The organism is Rhizobium sp. LCM 4573, from assembly GCF_001854865.1.
In the GTDB taxonomy this organism is placed as follows: domain Bacteria; phylum Pseudomonadota; class Alphaproteobacteria; order Rhizobiales; family Rhizobiaceae; genus Neorhizobium.
The window spans coordinates 96,874-123,319 of the sequence record NZ_MDDW01000004.1; the positions used below are offsets into that span (position 1 = coordinate 96,874).

21 protein-coding genes and 1 pseudogene are annotated in these 26,446 nt (G+C 61.1%); 5 read left to right on the forward strand and 17 right to left on the reverse strand.

Annotated features, from left to right (window positions below; all coding sequences use genetic code 11):
• Positions 1–11: 11 nt before the first annotated feature.
• From rocF to LCM4573_RS09525, 3 genes and pseudogenes are all read left to right on the forward strand, one after another.
• Complete coding sequence (gene rocF / locus LCM4573_RS09515) at positions 12–941, forward strand: arginase (RefSeq protein WP_071006041.1); 930 nt, start codon at positions 12–14, stop codon at positions 939–941.
• A gap of 187 nt (positions 942–1,128) precedes the next feature.
• Complete coding sequence (locus LCM4573_RS09520; protein WP_071006042.1) at positions 1,129–1,605, forward strand: chemotaxis protein CheW; 477 nt, start codon at positions 1,129–1,131, stop codon at positions 1,603–1,605.
• Between the two features lie 239 nt (positions 1,606–1,844).
• Positions 1,845–3,482, forward strand: a pseudogene (locus tag LCM4573_RS09525) (methyl-accepting chemotaxis protein); the annotation flags it as partial.
• A 122-nt stretch (positions 3,483–3,604) separates the two neighbouring features.
• Here the strand turns inward: LCM4573_RS09525 and LCM4573_RS09530 are convergent.
• The 16 genes from LCM4573_RS09530 to LCM4573_RS09605 form a co-directional block, all read right to left on the reverse strand.
• Entirely contained in the window at positions 3,605–5,266 is a 1,662-nt protein-coding gene (locus tag LCM4573_RS09530; RefSeq protein WP_071006043.1) for an OFA family MFS transporter, read from the reverse strand.
• A 123-nt stretch (positions 5,267–5,389) separates the two neighbouring features.
• A complete protein-coding gene (locus tag LCM4573_RS09535) occupies positions 5,390–5,686 on the reverse strand; it encodes a formate dehydrogenase subunit delta (RefSeq protein ID WP_116285409.1) in 297 nt (98 codons plus the stop codon).
• Positions 5,676–6,500 carry a formate dehydrogenase accessory sulfurtransferase FdhD gene (gene fdhD / locus LCM4573_RS09540; RefSeq protein ID WP_071006044.1) on the reverse strand — a complete coding sequence of 275 codons (825 nt, stop codon included), beginning with the start codon at positions 6,498–6,500 and terminating at the stop codon, positions 5,676–5,678. Before fdhD ends, LCM4573_RS09535 begins: the two co-directional genes overlap by 11 nt.
• Complete coding sequence (gene fdhF, locus LCM4573_RS09545) at positions 6,497–9,376, reverse strand: formate dehydrogenase subunit alpha (RefSeq protein ID WP_071006045.1); 2,880 nt, start codon at positions 9,374–9,376, stop codon at positions 6,497–6,499. Before fdhF ends, fdhD begins: the two co-directional genes overlap by 4 nt.
• Positions 9,377–9,380: 4 nt before the next feature.
• Entirely contained in the window at positions 9,381–10,949 is a 1,569-nt protein-coding gene (locus LCM4573_RS09550; protein WP_071006046.1) for an NADH-quinone oxidoreductase subunit NuoF, read from the reverse strand.
• Entirely contained in the window at positions 10,946–11,425 is a 480-nt protein-coding gene (locus tag LCM4573_RS09555; RefSeq protein WP_071006047.1) for a formate dehydrogenase subunit gamma, read from the reverse strand. The genes LCM4573_RS09550 and LCM4573_RS09555 overlap by 4 nt, the downstream gene beginning before the upstream one ends.
• 170 nt (positions 11,426–11,595) lie before the next feature.
• Positions 11,596–12,489, reverse strand: a complete 894-nt coding sequence (locus LCM4573_RS09560) for a LysR family transcriptional regulator (protein ID WP_071006048.1) — start codon at positions 12,487–12,489, stop codon at positions 11,596–11,598.
• 166 nt (positions 12,490–12,655) lie between these two features.
• Positions 12,656–13,063 (reverse strand): F0F1 ATP synthase subunit epsilon, encoded by a 408-nt coding sequence (locus LCM4573_RS09565; RefSeq protein WP_071006049.1) that lies wholly within the window; start codon positions 13,061–13,063, stop codon positions 12,656–12,658.
• A gap of 68 nt (positions 13,064–13,131) precedes the next feature.
• Complete coding sequence (gene atpD / locus LCM4573_RS09570; protein WP_071006050.1) at positions 13,132–14,574, reverse strand: F0F1 ATP synthase subunit beta; 1,443 nt, start codon at positions 14,572–14,574, stop codon at positions 13,132–13,134.
• Positions 14,575–14,597: 23 nt separating this feature from the next.
• Entirely contained in the window at positions 14,598–15,476 is an 879-nt protein-coding gene (locus LCM4573_RS09575) for a F0F1 ATP synthase subunit gamma (protein WP_071006051.1), read from the reverse strand.
• A 42-nt stretch (positions 15,477–15,518) separates the two neighbouring features.
• Complete coding sequence (gene atpA / locus LCM4573_RS09580; RefSeq protein WP_071006052.1) at positions 15,519–17,048, reverse strand: F0F1 ATP synthase subunit alpha; 1,530 nt, start codon at positions 17,046–17,048, stop codon at positions 15,519–15,521.
• Positions 17,048–17,614, reverse strand: coding sequence for a F0F1 ATP synthase subunit delta (locus tag LCM4573_RS09585; RefSeq protein ID WP_116285411.1), 567 nt, complete (start codon positions 17,612–17,614; stop codon positions 17,048–17,050). Before LCM4573_RS09585 ends, atpA begins: the two co-directional genes overlap by 1 nt.
• Positions 17,615–17,875: 261 nt before the next feature.
• Positions 17,876–18,259 carry a DUF4345 family protein gene (locus LCM4573_RS09590; protein ID WP_071006054.1) on the reverse strand — a complete coding sequence of 128 codons (384 nt, stop codon included), beginning with the start codon at positions 18,257–18,259 and terminating at the stop codon, positions 17,876–17,878.
• Between the two features lie 65 nt (positions 18,260–18,324).
• Entirely contained in the window at positions 18,325–20,547 is a 2,223-nt protein-coding gene (locus tag LCM4573_RS09595; RefSeq protein WP_071006055.1) for a primosomal protein N', read from the reverse strand.
• A 57-nt stretch (positions 20,548–20,604) separates the two neighbouring features.
• Positions 20,605–21,738, reverse strand: coding sequence for an AAA family ATPase (locus LCM4573_RS09600; protein ID WP_071006056.1), 1,134 nt, complete (start codon positions 21,736–21,738; stop codon positions 20,605–20,607).
• Positions 21,739–21,780: 42 nt separating this feature from the next.
• Entirely contained in the window at positions 21,781–22,692 is a 912-nt protein-coding gene (locus LCM4573_RS09605) for a GNAT family N-acetyltransferase (RefSeq protein ID WP_071006057.1), read from the reverse strand.
• A 141-nt stretch (positions 22,693–22,833) separates the two neighbouring features.
• Here LCM4573_RS09605 and LCM4573_RS09610 point away from each other — a divergent pair, with 141 nt between their 5' ends.
• Together LCM4573_RS09610 and LCM4573_RS09615 are read left to right on the forward strand one after the other, a co-directional pair.
• Complete coding sequence (locus LCM4573_RS09610; RefSeq protein WP_071006058.1) at positions 22,834–23,769, forward strand: tyrosine recombinase XerC; 936 nt, start codon at positions 22,834–22,836, stop codon at positions 23,767–23,769.
• A gap of 79 nt (positions 23,770–23,848) precedes the next feature.
• Positions 23,849–24,931 (forward strand): TraB/GumN family protein, encoded by a 1,083-nt coding sequence (locus tag LCM4573_RS09615; RefSeq protein ID WP_071006059.1) that lies wholly within the window; start codon positions 23,849–23,851, stop codon positions 24,929–24,931.
• 82 nt (positions 24,932–25,013) lie between these two features.
• Here LCM4573_RS09615 and lpdA read toward each other — a convergent pair whose 3' ends face one another.
• Positions 25,014–26,420, reverse strand: a complete 1,407-nt coding sequence (gene lpdA, locus LCM4573_RS09620; protein WP_071006060.1) for a dihydrolipoyl dehydrogenase — start codon at positions 26,418–26,420, stop codon at positions 25,014–25,016.
• Positions 26,421–26,446: the final 26 nt, after the last annotated feature.

Sequence of the window (26,446 nt, forward strand, 5' to 3'; positions counted from 1 at the left end):
AGGGAAAATCGATGGCATCCAGAGAGATCACACTGATCGGCGTACCGCTTGAGGAAGGCTCGGGGCGGGGCGGCTGCGCCATGGGTCCGGCCGCATTCCGGCTGGCGGGCATTGCCAAGACATTGGCCGGGTTAGGCTATACCATTACCGACAATGGCGATTTGCGCCCCTCCCCCGCCGCCGACCTGGATGACCGGCCGAGCGCGAAAAACCTGCCGATCGTCGGCGCCTTCACCCGGCAGCTTGCCGAACAGACCTACAAGAGCGCCGCCGCTGGCGCCGTCCCGGTCATCCTCGGCGGCGATCACAGTCTTTCCATGGGCAGCGTGTCCGGCATGGCACGCTACGCGTCCGAAGCTGGCCGGCCGCTCTTCGTGCTCTGGCTCGACGCCCATGCCGATTTCAACTCGCCGGAGACGTCGCCTTCCGGAAATATCCACGGCATGCCGGTGGCCTATTTTACCGGCCAGGCGGAATTCGCGCCGATCCTCGATTCGAAACGGCCCTTCGTGGACCCGAAAAACGTCTTCCAAGTCGGAATCCGTTCGGTCGACGAGGAGGAGCGGGCGCTGATCGCCAAACACGGCGTCAATGTCTTCGACATGCGTGCCATCGACGAGCATGGGATGGCAGCGATCATGAGGCAGGTCATTGCCGCCGTCGAAAAAGTAAACGGCTTGCTCCATGTCAGTCTGGATGTGGACTTTCTCGACCCCGATATCGCGCCCGGTGTCGGCACCACAGTGCCGGGCGGCGCGACCTTCCGTGAAGCGCATCTCATCATGGAAATGCTGCACGACAGCGGCCTCGTGCGCTCGCTCGATCTCGTGGAACTTAATCCGTTCCTGGACGATCGCGGCAAGAGCGCCCGTATCATGGTGGAACTCACCGCAAGCCTGTTCGGCAAACGCGTGCTCGACCGCCCGACCCGCCCCGCTTGAGCCTCACGGCGGCCGAGGCCTGAATATTGCACAATGCCTTTGCCCATTCAGCTTTGTGCAACACTCTTCCCATAGGATCACCCAAGCGCGACCAAGGCCCGAGCGGCATATGGCACGCGGGCTTTACGGCAACGGTCGCGCCGACGCGGTGCTCCCGTCCAGCCTTGGATCATTGGGAGAAACATCGATGGCGACCGCCAGTTCCACAAATTACGGCAACGAAATGCTGGAGATCATCGCTTTCCGGCTTCACGATCAGGAATTCTGCGTAAAGACGACAACGATCCGGGAAATCCGCGGCTGGGCGCCTTCCACGCCGATCCCGCACGCGCCCGCCGATGTAATCGGCGTCATGAATCTGCGCGGCTCGGTCATTCCGATCATCGATCTCGCCTATAAGCTTGGAATGCAGAGCACCGTTGCCAACGAGCGCAGCGCCATCGTGGTGGCGGAGGTCCACAACATGGTGATCGGCATGCTGGTGGATCGCGTTTCAGATATCCTGACGATCCCTTCCAGCCAGGTTCAGCCAGTTCCGGAAGTTTCCGCTTCTTTCGACAAATCATTCTGCGAAGGCGTCATCGCCAGCGAAGCCGGCATGATCTGCTTCCTGAATCTCGCCAAGATGTTCAAGGGCAACGAAGCCGAAGATCTCGCCGCATAATTCCGAAATCCCCTTCGCATCGATCCGAAAGCCGCTGGGCATTGTCCGGCGGCTTTCTTCTTTCATGTAAGCGAAAACTTACATGCGTGGCCAGTATCTGCAATTTTCATAAATTACCTATTAATTTATACATGCTCCAATGGGCCCACAGGCATGAAACCTGAAGTTGAGTATCATCTAAAAAATTTGGAAAATGGGCTGAGGACGGCGTGACACCCGTCCTGTCAGAGGGGTCAAACATGTTGGGTTTAGGCAAGTCGGCGGAAGCGCGCCGTGTGGTGGATGCCATATCGCGATCGCAGGCCATGATCGAATTCGATCTTACGGGAAACATTCTCTACGCGAACGAAAACTTCTGTCGTGTCATGGGTTATGGCCTGGCGGAAATCAAGGACAAGCATCACCGCATCTTCTGCGATCCCGACTATGCCGCATCGGCCGAGTACCGGGATTTCTGGGCCAATCTCGCCGCCGGAAAATTCGACGCGGGAGAGTACAGGCGTATCACCAAATCGGGCGGTGATGTCTGGATTCAGGCGTCCTACAATCCGGTCTTCCGCTCCGGCAAACCTTACAAAGTCGTCAAGTTCGCGGCCGACATCACCGCAGCCAAGCTCAAGGCTACCGACGATGCGGGCAAGCTTGCGGCACTGGACCAGTCGCAGGCGATCATCGAATTCACGCCGGAGGGCGAGATCCTGATTGCCAATGAGAATTTCTGTCGTGGGCTCGGTTACGAGCTTCCCGAGATCAAGGGCCGTCATCACCGTATGTTCTGCGATCCGGCCTATGCGGCTTCCCCGGAATACGCCGCCTTCTGGCGCAAGCTCGCGGCGGGGGAGTTTATAGCCGATGAATTCATGCGCTATGGAAAGGGTGGCCGGGAGATATGGATTCAGGCCGCCTACAATCCGATCCGTGACATGAACGGACGGGTGAGCAAGGTTGTGAAATTTGCCACCGACGTCACCCCGCGCATGAGTGCCATCGACGAACTTGGAAAAGGCTTGCAGGATCTCGCGGAAGGAAAGCTTGCCCAGAAGCTCGTCCGGCCCTTTGTACCAAGCATGGAAAAGACCCGGCATGACTTCAATGCGGTCGCAGCAAAGCTTCGCGATGCCATGCAGACGGTTGCAGAGAACGCCTCGGCGATTGCCGCCGCATCAGGCGAGATCCGCGATGCTTCCGACGAGCTTGCACGACGAACCGAGCAGCAGGCGGCATCGCTCGAAGAAACCGCTGCCGCCCTTGACGAGATCACGACGACGGTGGCCGACGCCAGCCGTCGCGCGGATGAGGCTGGGCGGCTGGTGACCCRCACCAAGGAGAATGCCGAGCAATCGGGCCTTGTGGTTCGGGATGCGATCACCGCCATGGACCAGATCGCCCAATCCTCCCGTGAGATCACCAATATCATATCGGTGATCGACGAGATCGCCTTCCAGACCAACCTTCTGGCGCTGAATGCCGGAGTGGAGGCTGCCCGGGCCGGAGAGGCCGGCAAGGGCTTTGCGGTCGTGGCCCAGGAAGTGCGCGAACTTGCCCAGCGTTCCGCCAGCGCCGCGAAGGAGATCAAGACGCTCATCAACACGTCGAGCCAACTCGTTTCCAACGGTGTCGATCTGGTTGGCCAAACGGGAACGGCGCTTCGCGAGATCGTCGGCCAGGTTGCCGAAATCCATGGCAATGTCGCAGCGATCGTCGAAGCCTCGCGGGAGCAATCGACCGGGCTGAAGGAAATCAATCACGCGGTCAACCTGATGGATCAGGCGACCCAGCAGAACGCCGCCATGGTGGAAGAGACCACGGCCGCCAGCCACTCGCTTGCGGGTGAAGCCGAAAGCCTGCGGAAGCTTCTCGCTCAGTTCGATATCGGCGACCTGCGCAGGGAAGAAAGCACTCGCGCCGTGCATGCGGCCGAAGCACGCGCCGCCTGAGCTGCGGCATCGATATGAATGCAAAAAGGCGGCCGAGGGCCGCCTTTTTTCTTTGCATGAGACTAGCCGAACAGGGCGAAGCTGCTCTTCAACGTCACCCAAATGCCCCAGAGAAGCGGAATGCCGACGAGAGCCCAGGCGAGTGCCGCCTTGGCGTCGAGCCCGCCCTTGCCGATACCGAACGAACCGGTCGGTCCGGCATCGGCCGCGGCGGTCCTGGCCTGCAGAGCGGCAACCTCCTCATCCGGCATGAACCATTTCTCCGAGAGTGGCCGCACCAGCGCATTGGCGATGAGGCCGAGCGCCAGCATGCCGGCGAGGATGTACATGGTGCCGGTATAAAGCGCCGGACCGGGTGCCACGCCCGCCGCGATCTGTGCTTCGCGGATGTAGTTCACGACCACCGGGCCGACGATGCCGGCTGTTGCCCATGCCGTCAGCAGACGGCCATGGATGGCACCGACGAACTGCGTGCCGAAGATATCCGCAAGATAAGCGGGAATGGTCGCGAAGCCGCCGCCATACATGGACAGGATGATGCCGAAGGCGAGCACGAAGAGCGCCTTGCTGCCCATGTCGGYAAGTGTCGGAGCCGCCGCATAGAGCACGATGCCGATAATGAAGAAGGCATAATAGGTATTCTTGCGGCCGATCTTGTCGGAAAGCGACGCCCAGAAGAAGCGTCCTCCGATGTTGAACAGCGAGAGAAGGCCAGTGAAGCCCGCAGCGATGGCGGCGATCTGCGCCTTCTGTCCGGCATCGAGCTGCGAGAAGGAAAGATCCGGAAGGCCGATCAGCGAGCCCGCGAAGATTTCCTGCAGCATCGGCGAGGCCATGCCGATAACCCCAATGCCGGCCGAGACGTTCAGGCACAGCACCGCCCAAATCAGCCAGAATTGCGGGGTCTTGTGCGCGTCGCGAAGGTGGACGTGCTTATGGGTGATCATGGCCTTGCCATTATTGGCTGGAGGTGTCCAGCCATCAGGACGCCAACCCGCCGGCGGGATGCGATAACCGAAGGCGCCACCCATCATGAAGGAGAAGTAGATGACCGCCATGACGATGAAAGTCTGCCAGACACCGACGGAAATATCGGTCTTGAAATAGTTCATAAGAATATTGGCAAGCGGGGCGCCGATCATCGCACCTCCCCCGAAGCCCATGATGGCCATGCCGGTCGCCATGCCGCGGCGGTCTGGGAACCATTTTATGAGCGTCGAGACCGGCGAGATATAGCCGAGCCCGAGGCCTACGCCGCCGATGACCCCCGCGCCAAGCCACATCAGCCAGAGTTGATGYGTCATCACCCCAAGAGCCGCGACCAGAATGCCGCCGCACCAGCAGCAGGCGGAGACGAAGCCGGCCTTGCGCGGACCGACCCGCTCCAGCCAGCCGCCCCAGATTGCCGCGGAACATCCAAGCAACACGAAGAAGAGCGTATATATCCAACCGAGGTCGGCAACACGCCAGTTACATGTCGTTGTGAAGAGAGCGGAAAGCAGGTTCAGGCTGCTACAAGATGGATCAGCTGTTCCGGGGATCGCCCGCGAGAGCGGCAGCCAGAAGACGCTGAAGCCGTAAGCCATCCCGATGCAAAGATGGATGGCGAGTGCCGCCGGCGGTACGAGCCAGCGGTTGAAGCCAGGTTTTGCGACAATACGTTCCCTATCGAGGAGCCCGACATTGCCTGTCAGGCCCTCGTCCGTTGTTCCTGCAAATGCCATTAACGATACCCTCCTCTGGAATGTCGTGACTGAAGATCGTCACCCGTCCGGGCTTGTCCCCGACCGGCGGGTGCATTCACGCAGCGCTTTCCGGCATGTTCGGCCGGGAAAGCGGTTCATTCGCTACCGGCCCCCTGCCGCTAGATCATTCCCGGCAGCGCCTTGCCGGGCATCACTTACAGAACCGACCTTGTCCTCCGGCCTGCGGATCAACACGGAGGCCTCGATCACCAGCGGCAGCAGGCCCTCGCCGCCCCGGTCGAGATGCTCGAAGAACTGCCGCCGCATGCGCGGCTCCCAGAACTTGTTGATATGCGTGGCAACTCCCTCCGCCCGAACCTCTTCCGGCTGAGACATGAAGAAGGTGGCGATCTGGTTCGCCATGCGGATCAGCTTGTCGTGGATCTGGTCATGCGACATCGGCTACTGCTCCGGTACTGACGCGATCGCCGCGCGTGAAAATCTCGAAATCCTCGCCACGGGTTAGCGCGATCAGCGTCATGCCCGCAGCTTCCGCCGTGCGGATAGCCAGCGCCGTGGGTGCGGAAATGGCGATCAAAATTGACGATCCCAGGATCGCGGCCTTCTGCACCATTTCCACGGAAATGCGGCTGGTCACGACGACCGCGCCACCTGCCCCATCAAGCCCCTTGCGGAGGACCGCACCCGCGAGCTTGTCGAGCGCATTGTGCCGGCCGACATCCTCGCGAACCGCCCGGAGCCCCTCGCCGGGCACGAAAAAACCCGCACCATGAACCGCACGGGTCTGCGCATTCAGCGCCTGTGCGCCTCCAAGCGCCGCGGCGGCCTCGGCTATATCCTGTGCCGAAAGCTTCAYGCTGCCCGCCGAGACATCCGGCACCGGCCGCACGGCCTGCTCGATCGATTCGATACCACAAAGACCGCAACCGACCGGTCCGGCCATATGCCGCCTGCGAGCACGAAGCGCCTCCTCTCTCTCCTGAGCAAGAGTAACCTGCACGTCGAGACCCTGACCTTCCTCGATCACGGCGATCGCCTCGATCTCCGCCGCCGACGCAATGATGCCTTCCGTCAGGCTGAAGCCCACCGCGAAGTCCTCGATATCCGCTGGCGTAGCCATCATCACAGCGTGGGTAGAGCCATCATAGGTGAAAGCTATCGGCATTTCCTCCGGCACGAGGCGCGAGTCTGCACGGACGACGCCATTGCGGCGGGCTATTTCGGGAACCTTTGCAGTGGTCGCCACGCTCACTCCGCAGCCTCCAGCTTACCGGCGATACGGCGCGAACGACGAGACAGCTCATCGTAATCCTGCTGCCATTCGGTCGGGCCGTTGGAAGGCGAGACCTGCACCGCCGTCACCTTGTATTCCGGACAATTGGTCGCCCAGTCGGAGAAGTCCGTGGTAATGACGTTCGCCTGCGTATCGGGATGATGGAAGGTGGTATAGACCACGCCCGGCGCCACACGATCGGTTATCAGCGCACGCAGCGTCGTATCGCCCGAGCGGCTGGCGAGYTTGATCCAGTCACCGTCCTTGATGCCGCGTTGCTCCGCGTCATGYGGGTGAATTTCCAGCCGGTCCTCCGCATGCCAGGCGACGTTTTCCGTGCGCCGGGTCTGAGCGCCGACATTGTACTGGCTGAGAATCCGGCCGGTGGTAAGCAGCAGCGGGAAGCGGGGACCGGTCTTCTCATCCGTCGGCACATATTCGGTGYGGATGAACTTGCCCTTGCCACGGACGAAGCCGTTGACATGCATGATCGGAGAGCCTTCCGGAAACTTCTCGTTGCAGGGCCACTGAACGGAGCCCATCTTTTCGAGATAATCGTAGGAAACGAGCGCGAAGCTCGGCGTCGTTGCGGCGATCTCGTCCATGATTTCGGACGGATGAGTGTAATTCCAGTCAAGCCCCATCGCCTGCGCCAGCTTCTGGGTGACTTCCCAATCCGCATAGCCGTTCTTCGGGCTCATGACCTTGCGGACGCGGTTGATGCGGCGTTCGGCATTGGTGAACGTACCGTTCTTTTCCAGGAAAGTGGAACCCGGCAGGAAGACGTGGGCGTAGTTGGCGGTCTCGTTGAGGAAGAGGTCATGAACGACGACGCATTCCATTGCGGCCAGGCCGGCGGAAACATGCTTGGTATCCGGGTCGGACTGGAGGATGTCCTCGCCCTGGATATAGATGCCCTTGAACGTGCCTTCGACGGCGGCGTCCAGCATGTTGGGAATGCGCAGGCCGGGCTCGTTATTGAGCGTGACGCCCCAGAGCTTCTCGAAGGTCTCGCGCGTGGCATCGTCCGAGATATGGCGATAGCCCGGCAACTCATGCGGGAAGGAGCCCATATCGCAGGAGCCCTGCACATTGTTCTGGCCACGCAGCGGGTTCACGCCGACACCCGGCCGGCCGATATTGCCGGTTACCATGGCGAGGTTCGCAATCGCCATGACCGTCGTCGAGCCCTGGCTGTGCTCGGTCACGCCGAGACCGTAATAGATCGCGCCATTGCCGCCGGTGGCGTAGAGACGGGCAGCGCCGCGAAGGAGATCAGCAGGAACGCCGGTAAATTTTTCGGTCGCTTCCGGGCTGTGCTGCGCTTCGGAAACGAAGGCCGCCCAATCCTCGAATTCCGACCAGTCGCAACGCTCACGGATGAATTTCTCGTCGAACAGGCCTTCCGTCACAATGACATGCGCAAGCGCCGTCAGCACGGCGACGTTGGTGCCGGGCTGCAGAGGAAGATGATAGGCTGCCTCCACATGCGGCGTCTTGACGAGATCAATGCGGCGGGGATCGATGACGATCAGCTTGGCACCCTGGCGAAGCCGCTTCTTCAGCCTCGAGCCGAAGACAGGATGCCCGTCTGTCGGGTTGGCGCCGATGACGATGACGACATCGCTGTGTTCTACGGAATCGAAATTCTGCGTGCCGGCCGACGTGCCGAAGGCCTGGCCGAGACCGTAACCGGTCGGCGAATGGCAGACCCGGGCGCAGGTATCGACATTGTTATTGCCGAAGCCGGCGCGGATCAGCTTCTGGACGAGGAAGGTTTCCTCATTCGTGCAGCGCGAGGAGGTGATGCCGCCGATGGAATCCCGCCCGTACTGATATTGAATGCGCCGAAACTCGGATGCCACATGCGCATAGGCTTCTTCCCAGGTGACTTCGCGCCAGGGATCGGTGATCTTTTCGCGGATCATCGGATTGAGGATGCGGTCCTTGTGGGTCGCATAGCCATAGGCGAAGCGGCCCTTGACGCAGGAATGGCCGCGGTTCGCCTGGCCGTCCTTGTAAGGCACCATGCGCACCAGCTCCTCGCCGCGCATTTCCGCCTTGAAGGAGCAGCCGACGCCGCAATAGGCGCAGGTGGTGACCGCCGAATGTTCCGGCTGACCGATGTCGATGACCGACTTTTCCGTCAGCGTCGCCGTCGGGCAGGCTTGCACGCAGGCGCCGCAGGAAACGCATTCGGAATCCAAGAAATGCTCGTGCATGCCAGGCGAGACGCGTGAGCCGAAGCCCCGGCCCTCGATCGTCAGCGCGAACGTGCCCTGCACTTCCTCGCAGGCGCGTACGCAGCGGGAGCAGACGATGCACTTGGACGGATCATAGGTGAAATAGGGGTTCGATTCGTCCTTCGGCATCCACTTGGCGTTGATCTCGCCATTGTTGCGAGCCTTGACGTGATTATCGCCCTCATAGCCGTAGCGAACGTCGCGAAGCCCCACGGCGCCGGCCATGTCCTGCAGCTCGCAGTCGCCATTGGCCGCGCAGGTGAGACAGTCGAGCGGGTGGTCGGAGATATAGAGCTCCATCACGCCCTTGCGTATGTCCTTCAGCCGGCTGGTCTGGGTGTGCACGACCATGCCAGGCATGACCGGCGTGGTGCAGGAGGACGGCGTGCCGTTGCGGCCCTCGATCTCCACAAGACAGAGGCGGCAGGAACCGAACGCATCGACCATATCCGTTGCGCAGAGCTTCGGCACCTTGATGCCGGCCTCCATCGAAGCCCGCATGATGGACGTGCCTTCCGGCACGGTGATCTCGCGCCCGTCGATGGTCAGCGTCACCTGGGCTTCGGATTGGGAAGCGGGCGTGCCATAGTCGATTTCTTGGATCAAGGACATGATGTTACTCCGCCGCTTCGATCAGAGGGGTGCCAAGGGGCGTAGGCGCGAAATCCTCCGGGAAATGCGTCATCGCGCTCATCACCGGATAGGGCGTAAAGCCGCCAAGCGCGCAAAGTGAGCCGAACTTCATCGTGTTGCAGAGGTCGGCCAGAAGCTCGCGATTCTTCTCCGGCTCGATGCCCCTGGCGATCTTGTCGGCCGTTTCRACGCCACGGGTCGATCCGATACGGCAGGGCGTGCACTTGCCGCAGCTTTCGATGGCGCAGAACTCCATGGCGAAACGAGCCTGCTTCAGCATGTCCACGGCATCGTCGAAGACGGTGATCCCGGCGTGACCGATCAAGCCATCCTTCGCCGCAAAGGCTTCGTAGTCAAACGGTGTATCGAACAAGGCGCGCGGGAAATAGGCTCCGAGCGGCCCGCCCACTTGCACCGCCTTCACCGGCCGTCCCGTGGCCGTGCCGCCGCCAATCCTGTCGACGATCTCGCCAAGCGACAGGCCGAAGGCCGTCTCGAAAAGCCCGCCATGTTTRACGTTGCCCGCAATCTGGATCGGGATCGTGCCGCGCGAACGGCCCATGCCGAAATCGCGATAGAAGGCCGCCCCTTTCTCCATGATGACGGGCACGGAGGCGAGCGAAATGACATTGTTGACCACCGTCGGCCGGCCGAGAAAGCCTTTGAGCGCCGGCAGCGGCGGTTTGGCGCGTACGATGCCGCGCTTGCCCTCGAGCGAATTGAGGAGCGAAGTCTCCTCGCCGCAGACATAGGCGCCGGCGCCGGAACGAATCTCGATGTCGAAAGCGTGTCCGGAACCCATGACGGAGGAGCCGAGAATACCAGCCTCGCGGGCGAGCCTCGCCGCTTCGGTCATCGTCGCGATCGCATGCGGATATTCCGAACGGGTATAGACGTAGCCCTTGGTGGCGCCGGTCGCGATGCCTGCGATAATCATGCCTTCGATCAGCACGAAGGGATCGCCTTCCATGATCATCCGGTCGGCAAAGGTGGCGCTATCGCCCTCGTCGGCATTGCAGACGATGTATTTCTGYGGCCCCGCCGCATCCATTACCGTCTTCCACTTGATGCCAGTGGGAAAGCCTGCACCGCCACGTCCGCGAAGCCCGCTTTCGGTGACCTGGCCGACGATACTCGCGGGAGCCATCGCAATGGCTTTCGCAAGGCCCGCAAAACCGCTGTGTTTCCGATAGTCCTCGATCGACAGCGGATCGGTGATCCCGCAACGCGCAAAGGTCAGGCGTGTCTGCTGACGAAGGAATTCAATCTCCTCCGTCAGCCCGAGACAGAGTGGATGAGGTGCACCGTTCAGCAGGCCGGCATCGAAGAGACCCGCCACATCGCCGGTCCTCACGGGACCATAGGCGATACGTCCGCGATCGATTTCGACCTCGACCAGCGGCTCCAGCCAGAACATGCCGCGCGAACCGTTGCGCACGATCCTGGCATCGAGGCCACGCGCATCAATCTCCTGGGCGATCGCTTTCGCCACTTTCTCAGCACCGAGCGCAAGCGCTGCAGCGTCACGCGGAACGAATATCGTCACCGTCATCGGCGTGCCTCCGCAACGATCTCGGAAAGACAGTGCTCGTCGACGCGGCCGTAGACTTCATCATCGAGCATGGCTGCGGGCGCGCAGGCGCACAAGCCAAGACAGAAGACCGGCTCCAGCGTCACCGCCCCGTCACGCGTCGTTTCATGGAAGTCGATGCCGAGAAGCTGCTTCACACGCTCTGCAATCCGGTCGCCGCCCATCGACTGGCAAGCCTCAGCGCGACAGAGTTTCAGCACATGCCGGCCAGCCGGGTGGTCGCGGAAATCGTGATAAAAGGTAACGACGCCATGCACTTCAGCGCGCGACAGGTTGAGTTCGCTCGCGATGATCGGCTTTACCTCGTCCGGCACATAACCGAACTCCGCCTGGATCGCATGCAGGATCGGCAGCATCGGGCCTTCAAGATGCTTCAGATCCTTGATGATCTGAAGCGACCGCTCGGCAAGATCACCGGCGGAAACGCGCATATTCATATTTCATTGCCTCCCGGCTGGCCCCAGGACCGGCACGGAAGCGCACCACCTGGGAACAGGTCGTCGGCGAAGCTGTCCGATAATCTTACTTCGCCTACAGTGACGGAATGTCACAACAGGGAGAAGCGAGGGTCAATAAAGGAGATCGGTTACGCGATAGAAAAAAGCTATCAAGCCATGGCGGCCGGCGTGAGGCTGCGCGCCTGATGAAGCAAGGCAGAGACCAGAGGCGTAAACGGTTCGCGATGTGTCGCCACGAGACCGACGATATGGCTTGCCTCCGGCTCGACGATCGGAATGGTGCGTATTTGCTTCGAAAACCCGAAGGAGCGAGCGACATTGCGCGGCATAATGCTGGCCCAGCGGCCGGTACCCACGTGCGAAAGCAGCACCACCATCGAATTGGATTCGAGCATCGGCTTCACCGTCACACCCGCCTCGGCGAGATGCAGATTGATAATCCGACGGTTCTGCATGTCGGGCGTCAATAGACAAAGCCTAAGATCGGCCATTTCCTTCCAGGTGACCTGCTCGCGGTCGGCATATTGCGTGCCCTCCGCCGTCACCAGATTATAGCGCTCGGCATAAAGAGGCACGCTGGTGACTCGGCCGAGCGGTTCGTTRTCCAGATAGGTAATGCCCGCGTCGATCTCGAAATTGTCGAGCTGGGAGAGCACCTGCAGCGAGTTGCGGGATACGACCGAGAAGGTCACATCGGGATGCTTTTCCTGGAAAGGCTCTGTGAGCCGGGGAATCATCGCCAGCGCGGTAGGAATGGAGGCAAGACGGATATGGCCCGCAAGACCTTTCCGAGCAGCGCGCATCTCCTCCCGCATGGTGCGGGCATCGCCCACAATTCGCCGCGCCCATTCGAGCACCCGCTGTCCCTCGGGGGTAAGGCCCTGGAAGCGCGAGCCGCGAACCACAAGCTGGACGCCGAGCTGATCCTCGAGCTGCCTTATGGCCGCCGAAAGCGACGGTTGCGTTATACCGCACTCTTCCGCCGCACGGCCGAAATGGCCTTCGCGGGCCAATGCAATGAAGAATTCCAGCTTGTCGATCATCGGCGCTCACTCCCATGCAAGGGCTAGCGCGTTCCGACCCTTGATACAACTGCGCCTCTTAGCCCAACCATTTCCGCCGGTCGGCAAATGGCCAGCGCGCAACGCAGCGATAAAAGGAAAAAGGCGGCTTTGAAGCCGCCTTGATGATTTCCCATTTTTGTCCAGATCAGGCCGGCAGGATCGCGCCGTGCAGATCGGTCAACTGCGACAGATACTCCTCAAGCTTCGTCTTGTGCTCGTGGCTGGTCGCGGCATTGACATCGGCCTTGGTCGCGTCGATGCGCTTCTGAAGCGTCTCGCGGTTGATCTCGCTCATCGGCACGGCCGCCTCGGCAAGGAGCGTGCAGCCGCTCGGCAGGATATCGGCAAAACCACCGAACACCACGTATTGGTTCGTCTGCCCCGAAGCCAGCTTCACCGTGACGACGCCCGGCTTGACCGTGGTCATCGTGGGCGCATGATTGGCCAGAACCGTCATCTCGCCAAGCGTTGCCGGAATGACGACTTCCGTCGCCTTCTCCGAGACAAGCAGGCGCTCCGGCGAAACCAGTTCAAAGTTGAAAGCGTCGGCCATAGCGGTTCACTTCTTCACGTGTTGCATGCAGAGGCGCGTCGCAGCGCGACGCGCCCGCTCTGTACTGCTTAGGCAGCCTCTGCCAGCTTCTTGGCCTTTTCGATGGCTTCTTCGATCGAGCCAACCATGTAGAAGGCAGCTTCCGGCAGGTGGTCGTACTCGCCGTTGACCAGGCCCTTGAAGCCCTTGATCGTGTCTTCGAGAGCGACAAGCTTGCCCGGCGAACCGGTGAAGACTTCGGCGACGAAGAACGGCTGCGACAGGAAGCGCTCGATCTTGCGGGCGCGGGCGACCGTCATCTTGTCCTCTTCGGACAGTTCATCCATGCCGAGGATGGCGATGATGTCCTGAAGCGACTTGTAACGCTGCAGCGTCGTCTGGACCTTGCGGGCGACTTCGTAGTGCTCTTCGCCGACGACCATCGGGTCGAGCATGCGCGAAGTGGAGTCGAGCGGATCGACGGCCGGGTAGATACCCTTTTCGGCGATCGAACGCGACAGAACCGTCGTTGCATCCAAGTGGGCGAACGAGGTTGCCGGTGCCGGGTCGGTCAAGTCGTCGGCCGGAACATAGATGGCCTGAACCGAGGTGATCGAGCCCTTGGTCGTGGTGGTGATGCGTTCCTGCATCGCACCCATGTCGGTCGCGAGCGTCGGCTGATAGCCCACGGCCGAAGGAATACGGCCGAGCAGAGCCGACACTTCCGAACCGGCCTGGGTAAAGCGGAAGATGTTATCGACGAAGAACAGAACGTCCTGGCCCTTGTCGCGGAAGTCTTCAGCGATGGTCAGACCGGTCAGGGCGACGCGGGCGCGGGCGCCAGGCGGCTCGTTCATCTGGCCGTAAACCAGCGCGGCCTTGGAGCCTTCGCCGCCACCATGCTTGTTGACGCCCGATTCGATCATCTCGTGGTAAAGGTCGTTGCCCTCACGGGTACGCTCACCAACGCCCGCGAACACGGAGTAACCGCCGTGCGCCTTCGCAACGTTGTTGATGAGTTCCATGATGAGAACGGTCTTGCCGACGCCGGCACCGCCGAAGAGGCCGATCTTGCCGCCCTTTGCGTAAGGAGCGAGCAGGTCGACAACCTTGATGCCGGTGACGAGAATCTGCGCTTCCGTGGACTGCTCGACATAGGCCGGAGCATCCTGGTGGATGGCGCGGAGGGTCTTGGTCGAGAGCGGGCCGGCTTCATCCACAGGCTCGCCGATGACATTCATGATACGGCCGAGCGTCTGATCGCCGACCGGAACGGAGATCGGAGCACCGGTGTTCTTGACCGGCTGACCGCGAACGAGACCTTCGGTGGAGTCCATCGCGATAGTGCGAACGGAGTTTTCACCGAGATGCTGCGCGACTTCGAGAACGAGGCGATTGCCGTTGTTGTCGGTTTCGAGCGCGTTCAGGATCGGCGGCAGATCGCCTTCGAATGCGACGTCAACGACAGCGCCGATGACCTGCGTCACCTTGCCGACGGACGCGGCCTTATTCAGGGTAGCTGCTTTAGCCATGTTTCTTACCCTCTTTCTCTGGCTCAGAGCGCTTCCGCGCCCGAAATAATTTCAATGAGTTCCTTGGTGATCTGAGCCTGACGCTGGCGGTTGTAGGAAAGCGTCAGCTTGTTGATCATCTCACCGGCGTTGCGCGTGGCGTTGTCCATCGCGCTCATCTGTGCGCCATAGAAGGAAGCGTTGTTTTCCAGGATCGCCCGGAAGATCTGCACAGCCACGTTCTTGGGCAGCAGGTCCTCGAGTATCTCCTGTTCGCCGGGCTCGTACTCATAGAGCGCGGCGGATGCATCCGCCGCTTCCGAGACTTCGAACTTGGCGGGAATGATTTGGCTAGCCGTCGCAACCTGCGAGATCACCGACTGGAAGCGCGCATAGAACAGCGTCGCCACGTCGAATTCGCCTTCGTTGAACAATGCGAGGACCTTGTGGGCCACTTCGTCTGCCTGAGCGAAACCGAGCTGCTTCACTTCGCGGAAGGTCACGTAGTCGATGATGTTCTCGCGGAAGCTCCGGCGCAGAACGTCGTTGCCCTTACGACCGACGGTCAGGATCTTGACGGTCTTGCCTTCGGCGAGCAGCTTCAGGGCATGCTCGCGGGCCAGACGGATGATGGAGGAGTTGAATCCTCCCGCCAGCCCGCGTTCGCCGGTAGCCACCACCAGAAGGTGGACCTGATCGCGGCCCGTCCCTGCCAGAAGACGCGGAGCCTCCGCGTTTCCGGCATTTGCGGCACTCAAGTCCGCCAGCACCTTGTTCATGCGCTCCGCGTAAGGACGGGCAGCTTCGGCCGCCTCCTGCGCACGGCGCAGCTTCGCCGCGGCGACCATTTTCATCGCCTTGGTGATCTTCTGCGTCGCCTTGACGGAGGCGATCCTGTTTTTCAGATCCTTAAGTGAAGGCATCCGTTATCGGTCCCCTGGGGGTTAGTTAGGCTTGATCCGTTCTCAGGCGAAAGACTTGGCGTAGCTGTCGAGCGCCGCCTTCAGCTTTGCCTTCGTATCGTCGGAAATCTGCTTGTCGGTGCGGATCGCATCGAGAACAGCCTTACCTTCGGAACGGAGGTAGGAGAGCAGACCCTGCTCGAACTTGCCGACCTGGTTGACAGCGATCTTATCGAGATAGCCGTTCACGCCGGCGAAGATCACCGCAACCTGCTCTTCCGTCTTGAGCGGAGAGAACTGCGGCTGCTTCAGGAGTTCGGTCAGACGCGCACCGCGGTTCAGCAAGCGCTGCGTTGCGGCATCGAGATCCGAACCGAACTGGGCGAAGGCGGYCATTTCGCGATACTGGGCGAGTTCACCCTTGATCGAACCGGCAACCTGCTTCATCGCCTTGATCTGCGCGGCAGAACCGACGCGGGAAACCGACAGACCGACGTTCACGGCCGGACGGATGCCCTGGTAGAATAGGTCGGTTTCAAGAAAGATCTGGCCGTCGGTGATCGAGATCACGTTGGTCGGAATGAACGCGGAAACGTCGTTGCCCTGGGTCTCGATGACCGGCAGAGCGGTGAGCGAGCCGGCACCCTTTTCGTCGCTGAGCTTTGCAGCACGCTCGAGCAGACGGGAGTGCAGATAGAAAACGTCGCCCGGATAGGCTTCGCGGCCCGGCGGGCGGCGCAGAAGCAGGGACATCTGGCGGTAGGCGACGGCCTGCTTGGAAAGATCGTCGTAACCGATCAGGGCATGCTGACCGTTGTCACGGAAGTACTCACCCATCGCGCAGCCGGCAAACGGAGCGAGATACTGCATCGGAGCCGGATCGGAAGCCGTCGCGGCAACGATGATCGAGTACTGCAGCGCGCCACGCTCTTCGAGAACCTTGACGAACTGAGCAACCGTCGAACGCTTCTGGCCGATGGCGACATACACGCAGAACAGCTTGTCGTTCTCGGGGCCATTGTCGTGGATGGCCTTCTGGTTCAGGATCGTGTCGAGAATGATCGCGGTCTTGCCGGTCTGGCGGTCGCCGATGACGAGCTCGCGCTGGCCGCGGCCAACCGGGATGAGAGCGTCAATAGCCTTGAGACCAGTCGACATCGGCTCATGCACCGACTTGCGCGGAATGATGCCGGGCGCCTTGACGTCGACGCGGGCACGGCGGGTCGCATTGATCGGACCCTTGCCGTCGATCGGGTTGCCGAGCGCGTCGACAACGCGGCCGAGCAGTTCCGGACCGACCGGAACGTCGACGATCGCGCCGGTGCGCTTGACGGTATCGCCTTCCTTGATGTCGCGGTCGGAACCGAAGATAACCACACCGACGTTGTCGGTTTCGAGGTTCAGCGCCATGCCGCGGATGCCGCCCGGGAACTCGACCATCTCACCGGCCTGAACATTGTCCAGACCATAGACGCGGGCAATGCCGTCGCCGACGGAAAGAACCTGTCCAACTTCGGAAACTTCAGCCTCCTGGCCGAAATTCTTGATTTGATCCTTCAGAATTGCGGAAATTTCCGCGGCGCGGATATCCATCAGCCAACCTCTTTCAGTGCAAGCTTAAGGGTGGAAAGTTTGGTGCGAAGGGAGGTATCGATCTGGCGAGAACCGACCTTGACGATCAGGCCGCCGAGGAGCGACGGATCGACCGTGACGGCGATCGCCACATCCTTGCCAGTGACGCCCTTCAGCGCCGACTTGAGTTCTTTTTCCTGCGCCACGGTCAGCGCATGGGCCGAAGTGACTTCGGCGGTGACTTCACCGCGATGCTCGGCGGCGATCACGCGATAGGCGCGGATCATGCCAGGCAGCGCAAACAGGCGGCGATTGCCGGCAACGACCTTCAGAAAATTGGCGACGAGCCCCTTCACGCCGGCCTTTTCGGCGACGGCGACCACAGCCTTCTGCTGATCTTCAGCGGAAAATACCGGACTTGCGACCAAGCGCCGCAGGTCTTCACTTTCGTCCATCAGCGCCTGAAAACGATCGAGATCGGCTCCGACCGCATCGATCGATCCGGTTTCGAGAGCGAGTTCGAAAAGCGACGAAGCATAACGCTCCGCCACACCGGAAATAAGCTGGGACGTGTCAGCCACGGGCACAGTTTCCCTGAATTGCCATCCAAGCGCCAAACCTCCCGGGAGAGATCCGGCAAGGCCTTGAAATCGTTTGATTATTCCCCAGAACCTGCAGGGCGCCGGCCCTACCCTTTCTGACTTTCGCGGTCCGTCTAGCATAGGATGTAGGGACTCGCAACACGCGTGATAACGGAAAAAGCCTGCCGCGCAAGGGCTCAATCGATTTTTATGGCGCAAGCAGCGGAATATCGGCGGCTTTTCGATTGGGCCGGCCAAATGCACGTCTTACAGATAGCCGAAGACATAGGCGAGCGGACCGACGGAGAGAACAACCTCAAGTAGGAAAATCAGAATATTCCGTGGCGTGAATGCCCGATCCAGAATGCAGGCCAACAGGCGTCCGATTGCCGCGAAAGCAAGTGCAATTCCAAGCGCCATATAGAGCCAGTCCTGCGCCAGCAGGATCGGCAGGAGGCCGAGGCCCAGATACTGGGCGCCGATCGAGCGGACGGAGGCATAGCCTTCCGGCCGGATGCCCCCGATGTGAAAGGCGGAAAGACGAAGCACGGTAGCCGGAAAGACCAGCACGAAAAGGCCGATGATCGCCGTTGCCGCTGCCCCGGTAAACGCGAGCTGTTCCCCTAGCTCGGTGGGAAAATAGATTTCCATGCCGCCCTCAAATCAATCGATTCGCGGTGTTTTTATCGCATACCGCAGCAAGCCGCAAAAACCGGTCAGAGAAAGCTTTGCGGATCGATGTCGACCTGGATCTGCACCGAGCCCCTCTGTTTGGGGCCGTTTGCCAACATGGTCCGCAGGAATGCCTGCATGTCGGAATTCCGCCGGCCATGCACCAGCAGCCGGAAGCGATGCCGGCCACGCACCAGCGCAAGCGGCGCCTCGGCGGGGCCGAGCACGGAAATCCCGGAGACATGCGGGGCGGCTGCCCGCAAGCCGCGGGCATGGCCTTCCGCATCCGCTCTGGTATCGGCCGAAACGATAAGCGAAGCGAGACGTCCGAAGGGCGGCAGGATCGCCTTTTCCCGCTCGGCGATCTCCCGCTCGTAGAAGGCTCCGGCATCCCCCGAGACGATCGCCTGCATCACCGGATGCTGCGGCTGGAAGGTCTGCAGCAGGCCGTGGCTTTTCAGGCCGGTTCGCCCAGCACGCCCCGTCACCTGCGAAAGAAGCTGGAAGGTTCGCTCGGCTGCGCGCGGATCGCCATTGGCAAGCCCGAGGTCCGCATCGACGATGCCCACCAGCGTCATCAGCGGGAAATTGTGGCCCTTGGCGACGAGCTGTGTGCCGATGACGATGTCCGCATCGCCCCTGGCGATCGCCTCCAGTTCCAGACGCATGCGCTTGACGCCACCGAGGAGATCGGAGGACATCACGATCGTCCGCGCATCGGGGAAATGCTTTTCCACCTCCTCGGCAATCCGCTCCACGCCCGGTCCGCAGGCGACCAGATGATCGAGCGTGCCGCATTCCGGGCAGGCTTCGGGAGTCGGTTCGGCATAGCCGCACTGGTGGCATTGGATCTGGTTTTTGAAACGATGCTCGACCAGCCAACTCGAGCATTGTGGACATTGGAAGCGATGACCGCAGACGCGGCAGAGCGTCAGGGGCGCATAGCCGCGGCGATTGAGAAAGAGTAGGGCCTGTTCGCCGCGTTCGATGGTCTTGCTGATCGCCCGGAGCAGCACCGGCGAGAGAAACCCTCCCCTTTCCGGCGGATGCCGGCGCATGTCCACGACATGAAGATCCGGCAGCGCGGCATCGCCGAAGCGGGTCGGTAGATGAACCGTATTATAGCGCCCCGAAAGACCGTTCACCTGGCTTTCGACGGAGGGCGTGGCGGAAACCAGCACAATCGGGAACTCACCGATCCGGGCACGCACGACCGCCATGTCGCGGGCATTATAAAAGACGCGATCTTCCTGCTTGTAGGCCGGATCATGCTCTTCATCGACAATGATGAGACCAAGCTCTTCGAAGGGGAGGAAGAGCGCCGATCGGGCGCCTGCCACCACGCGCACCTCGCCCGTCACAATGCCGCGCCACACCTTTTCGCGCATCCGGGGGGAAAGATCGGAATGCCATTCGCCGGGCTTGGCGCCAAACCGATCCTGGAAGCGCTCGAGGAAACTCGAAGTAAGCGCGATCTCCGGCAAGAGGATCAGCACCTGTTTTCCGCGCTTCAGCGTCTCGGCAATCGCTTCGAAATAGACCTCCGTCTTGCCCGATCCCGTAACCCCGTCGATGAGCGAGGCCGAAAAGCCGCCCTGGCGGACCGCCTGAACGATATCCGTTGCGGCTTCCTTCTGTGGTCCCTGGATGCGCGGCTCCACATAATCCGGGTCCGGCTTGGCGACCACCGGCGGAGGGGGCAGGAAGATCGTTTCGAAAATGCCCTGAGCTATCAGACCGTCGATCACGCTCAAGGAAACGCCGGCCGCATGCGCAAGCCCGCTGCGGGTCCAAGGCACGTCTTCATCGCCGGCAAGCTGGAGGACCTTCAAGCGGGCGGGTGTCATCCGCTCCGGCTCTGCGCCGAGATAGCGCAGCCCCTCCACCATTGGCTCGGGATCGAGAGCCGCCGGCGCCCGGATCGCCATGCGTGCCACCAGACCCGGAGGCGAAAGCGTATAGGATGCCACCCATTCGATGAAACTGCGCATCTCCTTCGAAAGCGGAGGRCAATCGAAGACCAGCGTGATCGGCCTGAGCTTCTTCGGGTCGAGCGTCTCGTCGTTCTCGCCGTCCCAGACGACGCCGATTAATTGCCGAGGACCGACCGGCACCTGCACGACCGATCCCGGTTCCACATGAGCGCCTTCCGGCACGGCATAGCTATAGGGGCCCGGCACCGGCAGCGGCACCAGGACAGGCACCACGCGGCTTACCGCGGGCGCTTCGAACAGCGTGCCGAAGAGATCGGAAGAATCCTTGTCCATCAGCCGGGACCATGCCCCGATGAGAAATAAAAGAAAACCATAAAGAGCGCGTAGCGGCTATTCCGTCTCGTTATCCATCGCACCGGTGAGCCGCATCCCGTCGATCCACGTCGCACCGTCCCGGCGGATCACCCGGCGAGGGCGTGTGCCGCATCGAGCTTCAGCCGATTCTGCAAGCTGCTCCGAATGGGTAACGACCCAAACCTGGCTGCTGTGCGCCGCGCCGGCGACCATATCTGCCAGCGGCGGCAGCATGTCCGGATGCAGGCTTGCCTCCGGCTCGTTGAGCGCAATCAGCGGCGGCTGGCGGTAGGACATCAACGCTGCCGCCAAACCGAGAAAACGGATTTGCCCATCGGAAAGCTCGCGCGGCTGGAAAACCCGCTTGGGAAAATCGGGAAAGATAAGCCCGAAATCCGCATACACGCCAGGAGGCGGCACCGAAAGCCTTGCTCCGTTGAAAGCCGAAGCGATGGCTCGGTCGAGCTCGACAGTATCCTCGCGAATATGGGTAAGGGTCGCCAGCACGGCCGCGAGATTGCTGCCATCCTCATCCAGAAGCGGCGAGGTCACCGCAAGGCACGGCTGCCTGAGCGGCGAATCCCGGTCGGTGCGGAAGCCGTGATAGAACCTCCAGCCATCGATCGCACGGCGAAAAGTACCGATYTCCGGATAATGTCCGGCATCGCCCAGAAGCGCGATCGCGGTTTCGGAAGCCAGTGCCCGCTCCGGATATTCCTCCATACGCCCGCGTTCACCGCGGACCATGATGCCTGGCCCTGCCCTCTTCATCATCGTCACGGGCCGGGAGCCGGTCTCGATCGAAAGCTCCTCCATCTTGATCTGCGGCTCGAAGGCGAAGCCGGCCGCTGCCGGCGGGCGCAGCCCGGCCTCGACACGATAGCGGAAGATTATCGCCCGCTCCTCATCGATGAGCTCGACTTCGAATTTGATGCGAAAATTCTTCTCCTCACGACGCGGACCAGACCAGAGGGCCGACGACATGCCGCCTTCGGCGGCGATCTCATGGGCCAGATTTCCGCGCACGGCGGCCTGCACGAGCTGCAGTGCCCGGTAGAGATTGGATTTACCGACGCCGTTCTCGCCGATGAAAAGGTTGACGCCGGCGATATCCATGCGGATCGCGCGGAGCGAGCGGTAATTGGCGGCGGACATGGAGCGAAGCTGCATGTCCCTACTTCTACATGATCGCTGACAAAGCCGAAATGCGCATCAATCCCGAGGCGGGCCGGCAAAACGGGAATTGCCGTCCGCGGCGAGTTCGAAGATCGTGTGATACTCGAGCGCCCTGGTCACTTCGGTAACATCGCCGTCCAGCTGATCCGGCTGAATCATCTGTCCGACAGTGAAATCGAAGCGGTTGCCCTTCTTGTTCAGGAGTTCGTAAAAGACAGTCATGTCGCGCAACTCGGTGGACCACTTGGCGAACCAATAGAAGAGGCCGGAATTGCGCGCCCGCATGTGCACCGGCAGTATCGGCAAATTGTACTTGCGGGCAAGCCCGACGGCCGAGGTTTTCCACGGCCGCTCGTTGAGCTTTCCGTCCGCCCAATAGGCGATGCGGCCGGACGGAAAGAGCACCATCACCTTGCCGTTTTCCACGGTCTTGTTGGTGAGCAGCAGCGTCTCGCGCGTCTTCAGCTTGCTCTTGAATTCCTCGCGCCATTCGACGGGAATTATCATCTCGGCAAACCGCGGATTGACGCGCACGGCATCGCGATTGGCGAAGACCATCATGTCGGGTCGCCGTGTCTTCAAAACGTCGAACACCGCCACACCATCCGCGATGCCGGTCGGATGATTGCTGACAAGAATGAAACCACCGGTTTCGGGTATCCGTTCGGCGTTCTCCACCTTAACATCGAGTTTCAGGAGGTTGCTCATGTACTCGAAGGACTGAAAGCCCGGCAGATTCGCAATGTCATTGGCGAATTCGATCGCCCTGCCATAACGCAGCAATGTATAAAGGAAGGGGCGCATCACCGGCCAGAGCGGATGCTTGACGATTCGTTCGCCTCTTTCGGCGATTAGGGTATCGACAATGTGGCCGGGTCTACCGTGGGAAACCAGGGCAATCGCTTCTGCGAACTGCCCGAACGTGGTCATGGAATCACGGCGCGCCATGCAAACTCCCGTAAACAGGCCCCACCCTATATCTCAGTCGTCTGTGATCTAACAATGACATACTTGCCTGCCGTTTTAGGAATTCGTAACCCCGTCGACAGCAATCTGGGGCACTGCCTCCGTGAATCAACAGGTGCCGGATTGAACGAACTCTTGATCATCGCCGCGCCGGATCTTGTCGAAAAGCGCCGCGAATGGCTGGAAAGCCTGGCTCAGGAACGCCGGCTGTCCGGCCATACGCTCGACGCTTATGAACGCGATACGCGGCAATTCCTCACATTCCTCACCAGCCATCTCGGCGGCCCGCCGAAGCTCGGCGATATCCGCACCCTGCGACCGGCCGACCTACGAGCCTTTCTCGCCATGCGGCGGCGCGAAGGCGCCGGCGCCCGCTCGCTCGGTCGACATCTGGCGGGCTTGCGATCCTTTCTCCGCCATCTCGAGCGCAAGGGTCTCGTGAACGCCGCAGCGGCCGGCGCAGTTCGTGCGCCGAAACAGCCGAAATCTCTGCCGAAGCCGCTCACCGACCGCCAGGCACTGGGCCTGATGGCGGCAGATGCACCCCTGCATGAGGAGCCCTGGATTGCAGCCCGAGACACGGCCGTGATGGCGCTGCTTTACGGCTGCGGCTTGCGTATCTCTGAAGCGCTGGGGCTCCTCCCTGCTGATTTCGCACCGGGCGCCACCTCGCTGCGCATCACCGGCAAGGGCAACAAGACCCGCATCGTGCCGCTGCTGCCGATCGTGCTCGATGCGGTGGAAGCCTACAAGAAGCTCAGCCCTTACATGCTGGCATCGGACGAGCCTCTGTTTCGCGGGGCGCGCGGTGGAAAACTCCAGCCGGCGATCATTCAGCGGGAAATGCAGAAGCTGCGCTCCGCTTTCAGCCTGCCGGAGACCGCGACACCGCATGCGCTCCGCCACTCCTTTGCGACCCATCTGCTGGCAGGTGGCGGGGATCTGCGCACCATCCAGGAGCTCTTGGGCCACGCAAGCCTTTCGACGACGCAGGTCTATACGGGCGTAGACACCGCCCGCCTGCTGGAGGTGTATGATCGCGCCCACCCACGCGCGTGAACGATTTCTTAACCACCCACGTTAAGCGGATATGGAGCCGGCATCGTTATCATGCCGGTGACGATACCGGACGGATGCCATGACGATTCCCGCCCTTGCCTTCAATGTCGATGTGCTTTTCCGGCGCGCGCAGAATGCCATGCTCTGGCTGCTTGCCGCCCTGCACATCCTGCTGCTTGCTTCCCTCTTTCTCGTTCTCGGCTCGCTGTCTGAAGCGGATGCGGCAACGCCTGCCTGCGGAGGTGAAAACCTGCTTGCCGACTTGAAGGCCGAAAAGCCGGGACTTTACGAGGAAATTCTTTCAGAAGGCAGCAGAGTGCCGAATGGGAAGGGGCTCTTCTGGAAGGTGGAAAAGACCGGAATTGCACCATCCTATCTGCTCGGCACCATGCATGTCTCCGATCCGCGCGTGTTGAAGATGCCGCCCGGCGCCGCTGAAGCCCAGGCCGAGGCCAGCACCATCGTCATCGAATCCGACGAAATTCTGGACGAGAAGAAGGCCACAGCCGCTCTGCTCTCCAAGCCCGAACTTACCATGTTCACGGACGGCAGTTCGATCGAGAAGCTTTTGCCCAGGGAGGACGTGGCGCTTCTCGAAGAGGGTCTCAAACAACGCGGGATCCCGCTTGCCGCCGTTTCCCGAATGAAGCCCTGGATGCTGATGGCTTTCGTTTCTCTGCCGCCCTGCGAGCTTGCGCGCAAGGCTCAGAACGCCGCTTTTCTCGACAAGAAGATCGCAACGGATGCGATTGCCGCCGGCAAACAGGTGAAAGGGTTGGAAACCCTTGCCGAACAGCTCTCCACCATGGCCGCGATCCCGATGGACCTTCACCTGAAATCGCTTGTCGAGACGATCAAGCTCGGGTCGCGCATGGAAGACGTATTCGAGACCATGACCGAACTTTATCTTTCCGAGGATATCGGCCTGACTATGCCTCTCCTGAAGGCCGTGGCTCCGGACGGGACCGATGATCAATCAGGCTACGGCGAGTTCGAGGAACTTGTCGTCGTCAAACGCAACCAGCTCATGGCGGAACGCGCTGCACCCATTCTGACCGAAGGCGGCGCCTTCATCGCGGTCGGCGCACTGCATCTGCCCGGCGAACAGGGGCTGGTCGAGCTGCTGCGCGAGCAGGGCTTCAAGGTAACGCGGGTAGAGTGACTTCCGTATCAGAGCGCCACAATGAAAAGGGCAGGATCGTCTCCTGCCCTTTTGATTGGATGTTGGTCCGAAACCGATACGCTTACATATGGATCGGTTTGAAGAAGGTGGAGAGCGCCGCTTCCTTGACAGCTTCCGACATGGTCGGATGCGCATGGCAGGTGCGGCCGAGATCTTCCGAGGAACCGCCGAATTCCATCAGTACCGCGATCTCGTGGATCATTTCGCCGGCGCCGAAGCCCACGATATGGCCGCCGAGGACCCGGTCTGTCTCCTTGTCGGCGAGGATCTTCACGAAACCATCGGTCACGAGCATCGCGCGGGCGCGGCCGTTCGCCGTGAACGGGAACTTGCCGACCTTGTAGGCAACGCCGGCGGCCTTCAGCTCTTCCTCGGTCTTGCCGACGGAGGCGACTTCCGGCTGCGTATAGACGACACCCGGAATGACATCGTAGTTCACATGGCCACGCTGGCCCGCAAGGATTTCAGCAAGCGCGACGCCTTCGTCTTCCGCCTTATGAGCGAGCATCGGTCCGCGCACCACGTCGCCGATCGCATAGATGCCATCGACATTGGTCTTGAAGTGATCGTCGATTTCCACGCGGCCGCGATTGTCGACCTTCACACCGGCTTCTTCAAGTCCGAGGCCAGCCGTATAGGGCTTGCGGCCGGTGGCGATCAGCACGACATCGGCCTCGATGGATTGCGCGTCACCGCCCTTGACCGGCTCGTAGGTGACCTTGGCGCCCTTGGCTGACTTTTCGACACCCGTAACCTTTGCTTCGGTACGGATGTCCATGCCCTGCTTGGCCATCATGCGCTGGAACTGCTTGGCGGCTTCGCCGTCCATGCCGCCGAGCAGCTTATCGAGATATTCTACGACGGTCACCTTGGCGCCGAGGCGCTGCCAGACCGACCCCAGTTCCATGCCGATGACGCCGCCGCCGACGACAACGAGATGTTCCGGCACCTTCTCGAGCGCAATGGCACCCGTGGAGGAAACGATGACCTTCTCGTCGATCTCGACATTGACGCCAGGAATACCAGCGACATCCGAACCCGTGGCGATCACGATGTTCTTGGTTTCGATCTCCTGGCTCTTGCCGTCTTCGCCGGTCACGGAAACCTTGCCGGCAGAGACGATCCTACCGGTGCCGATGAAACCATCGATCTTGTTCTTCTTGAAGAGGAAGCCGACGCCGTCGACATTCGCCTTCACGGTCGCATCCTTGTGCGCCATCATCTTGCCGAGGTTGAGCTTGGGTGCAGCAACCTCGACGCCGAGGGCATCCATGCCATGCCCGGCATGGTGGAACATTTCCGAAGCGTGCAGCAGGGCCTTGGAGGGAATGCAGCCGACGTTCAAGCAGGTCCCGCCATAGGTGGAACGCTTCTCCACCACCGCGACCTTGAGACCGAGCTGGRCAGCCTTGATGGCGCAGACATAACCGCCGGGGCCGCTACCGATTACGACGAGATCATAAGCCATTACAGAGTCCTTTTTATTGAACCGCC

Coding starts and splice junctions, on each gene's coding strand:
- rocF (WP_071006041.1), top strand. CDS start 12: ATGGCATCCAGAGAGATCACACTGATCGGCGTACCGCTTGAGGAAGGC.
- LCM4573_RS09520 (WP_071006042.1), top strand. CDS start 1,129: ATGGCGACCGCCAGTTCCACAAATTACGGCAACGAAATGCTGGAGATC.
- LCM4573_RS09535 (WP_116285409.1), bottom strand. CDS start 5,686: ATGTCGCATGACCAGATCCACGACAAGCTGATCCGCATGGCGAACCAG.
- LCM4573_RS09555 (WP_071006047.1), bottom strand. CDS start 11,425: ATGAATATGCGCGTTTCCGCCGGTGATCTTGCCGAGCGGTCGCTTCAG.
- LCM4573_RS09565 (WP_071006049.1), bottom strand. CDS start 13,063: ATGGCCGACGCTTTCAACTTTGAACTGGTTTCGCCGGAGCGCCTGCTT.
- atpD (WP_071006050.1), bottom strand. CDS start 14,574: ATGGCTAAAGCAGCTACCCTGAATAAGGCCGCGTCCGTCGGCAAGGTG.
- LCM4573_RS09575 (WP_071006051.1), bottom strand. CDS start 15,476: ATGCCTTCACTTAAGGATCTGAAAAACAGGATCGCCTCCGTCAAGGCG.
- LCM4573_RS09590 (WP_071006054.1), bottom strand. CDS start 18,259: ATGGAAATCTATTTTCCCACCGAGCTAGGGGAACAGCTCGCGTTTACC.
- LCM4573_RS09605 (WP_071006057.1), bottom strand. CDS start 22,692: ATGGCGCGCCGTGATTCCATGACCACGTTCGGGCAGTTCGCAGAAGCG.
- LCM4573_RS09615 (WP_071006059.1), top strand. CDS start 23,849: ATGACGATTCCCGCCCTTGCCTTCAATGTCGATGTGCTTTTCCGGCGC.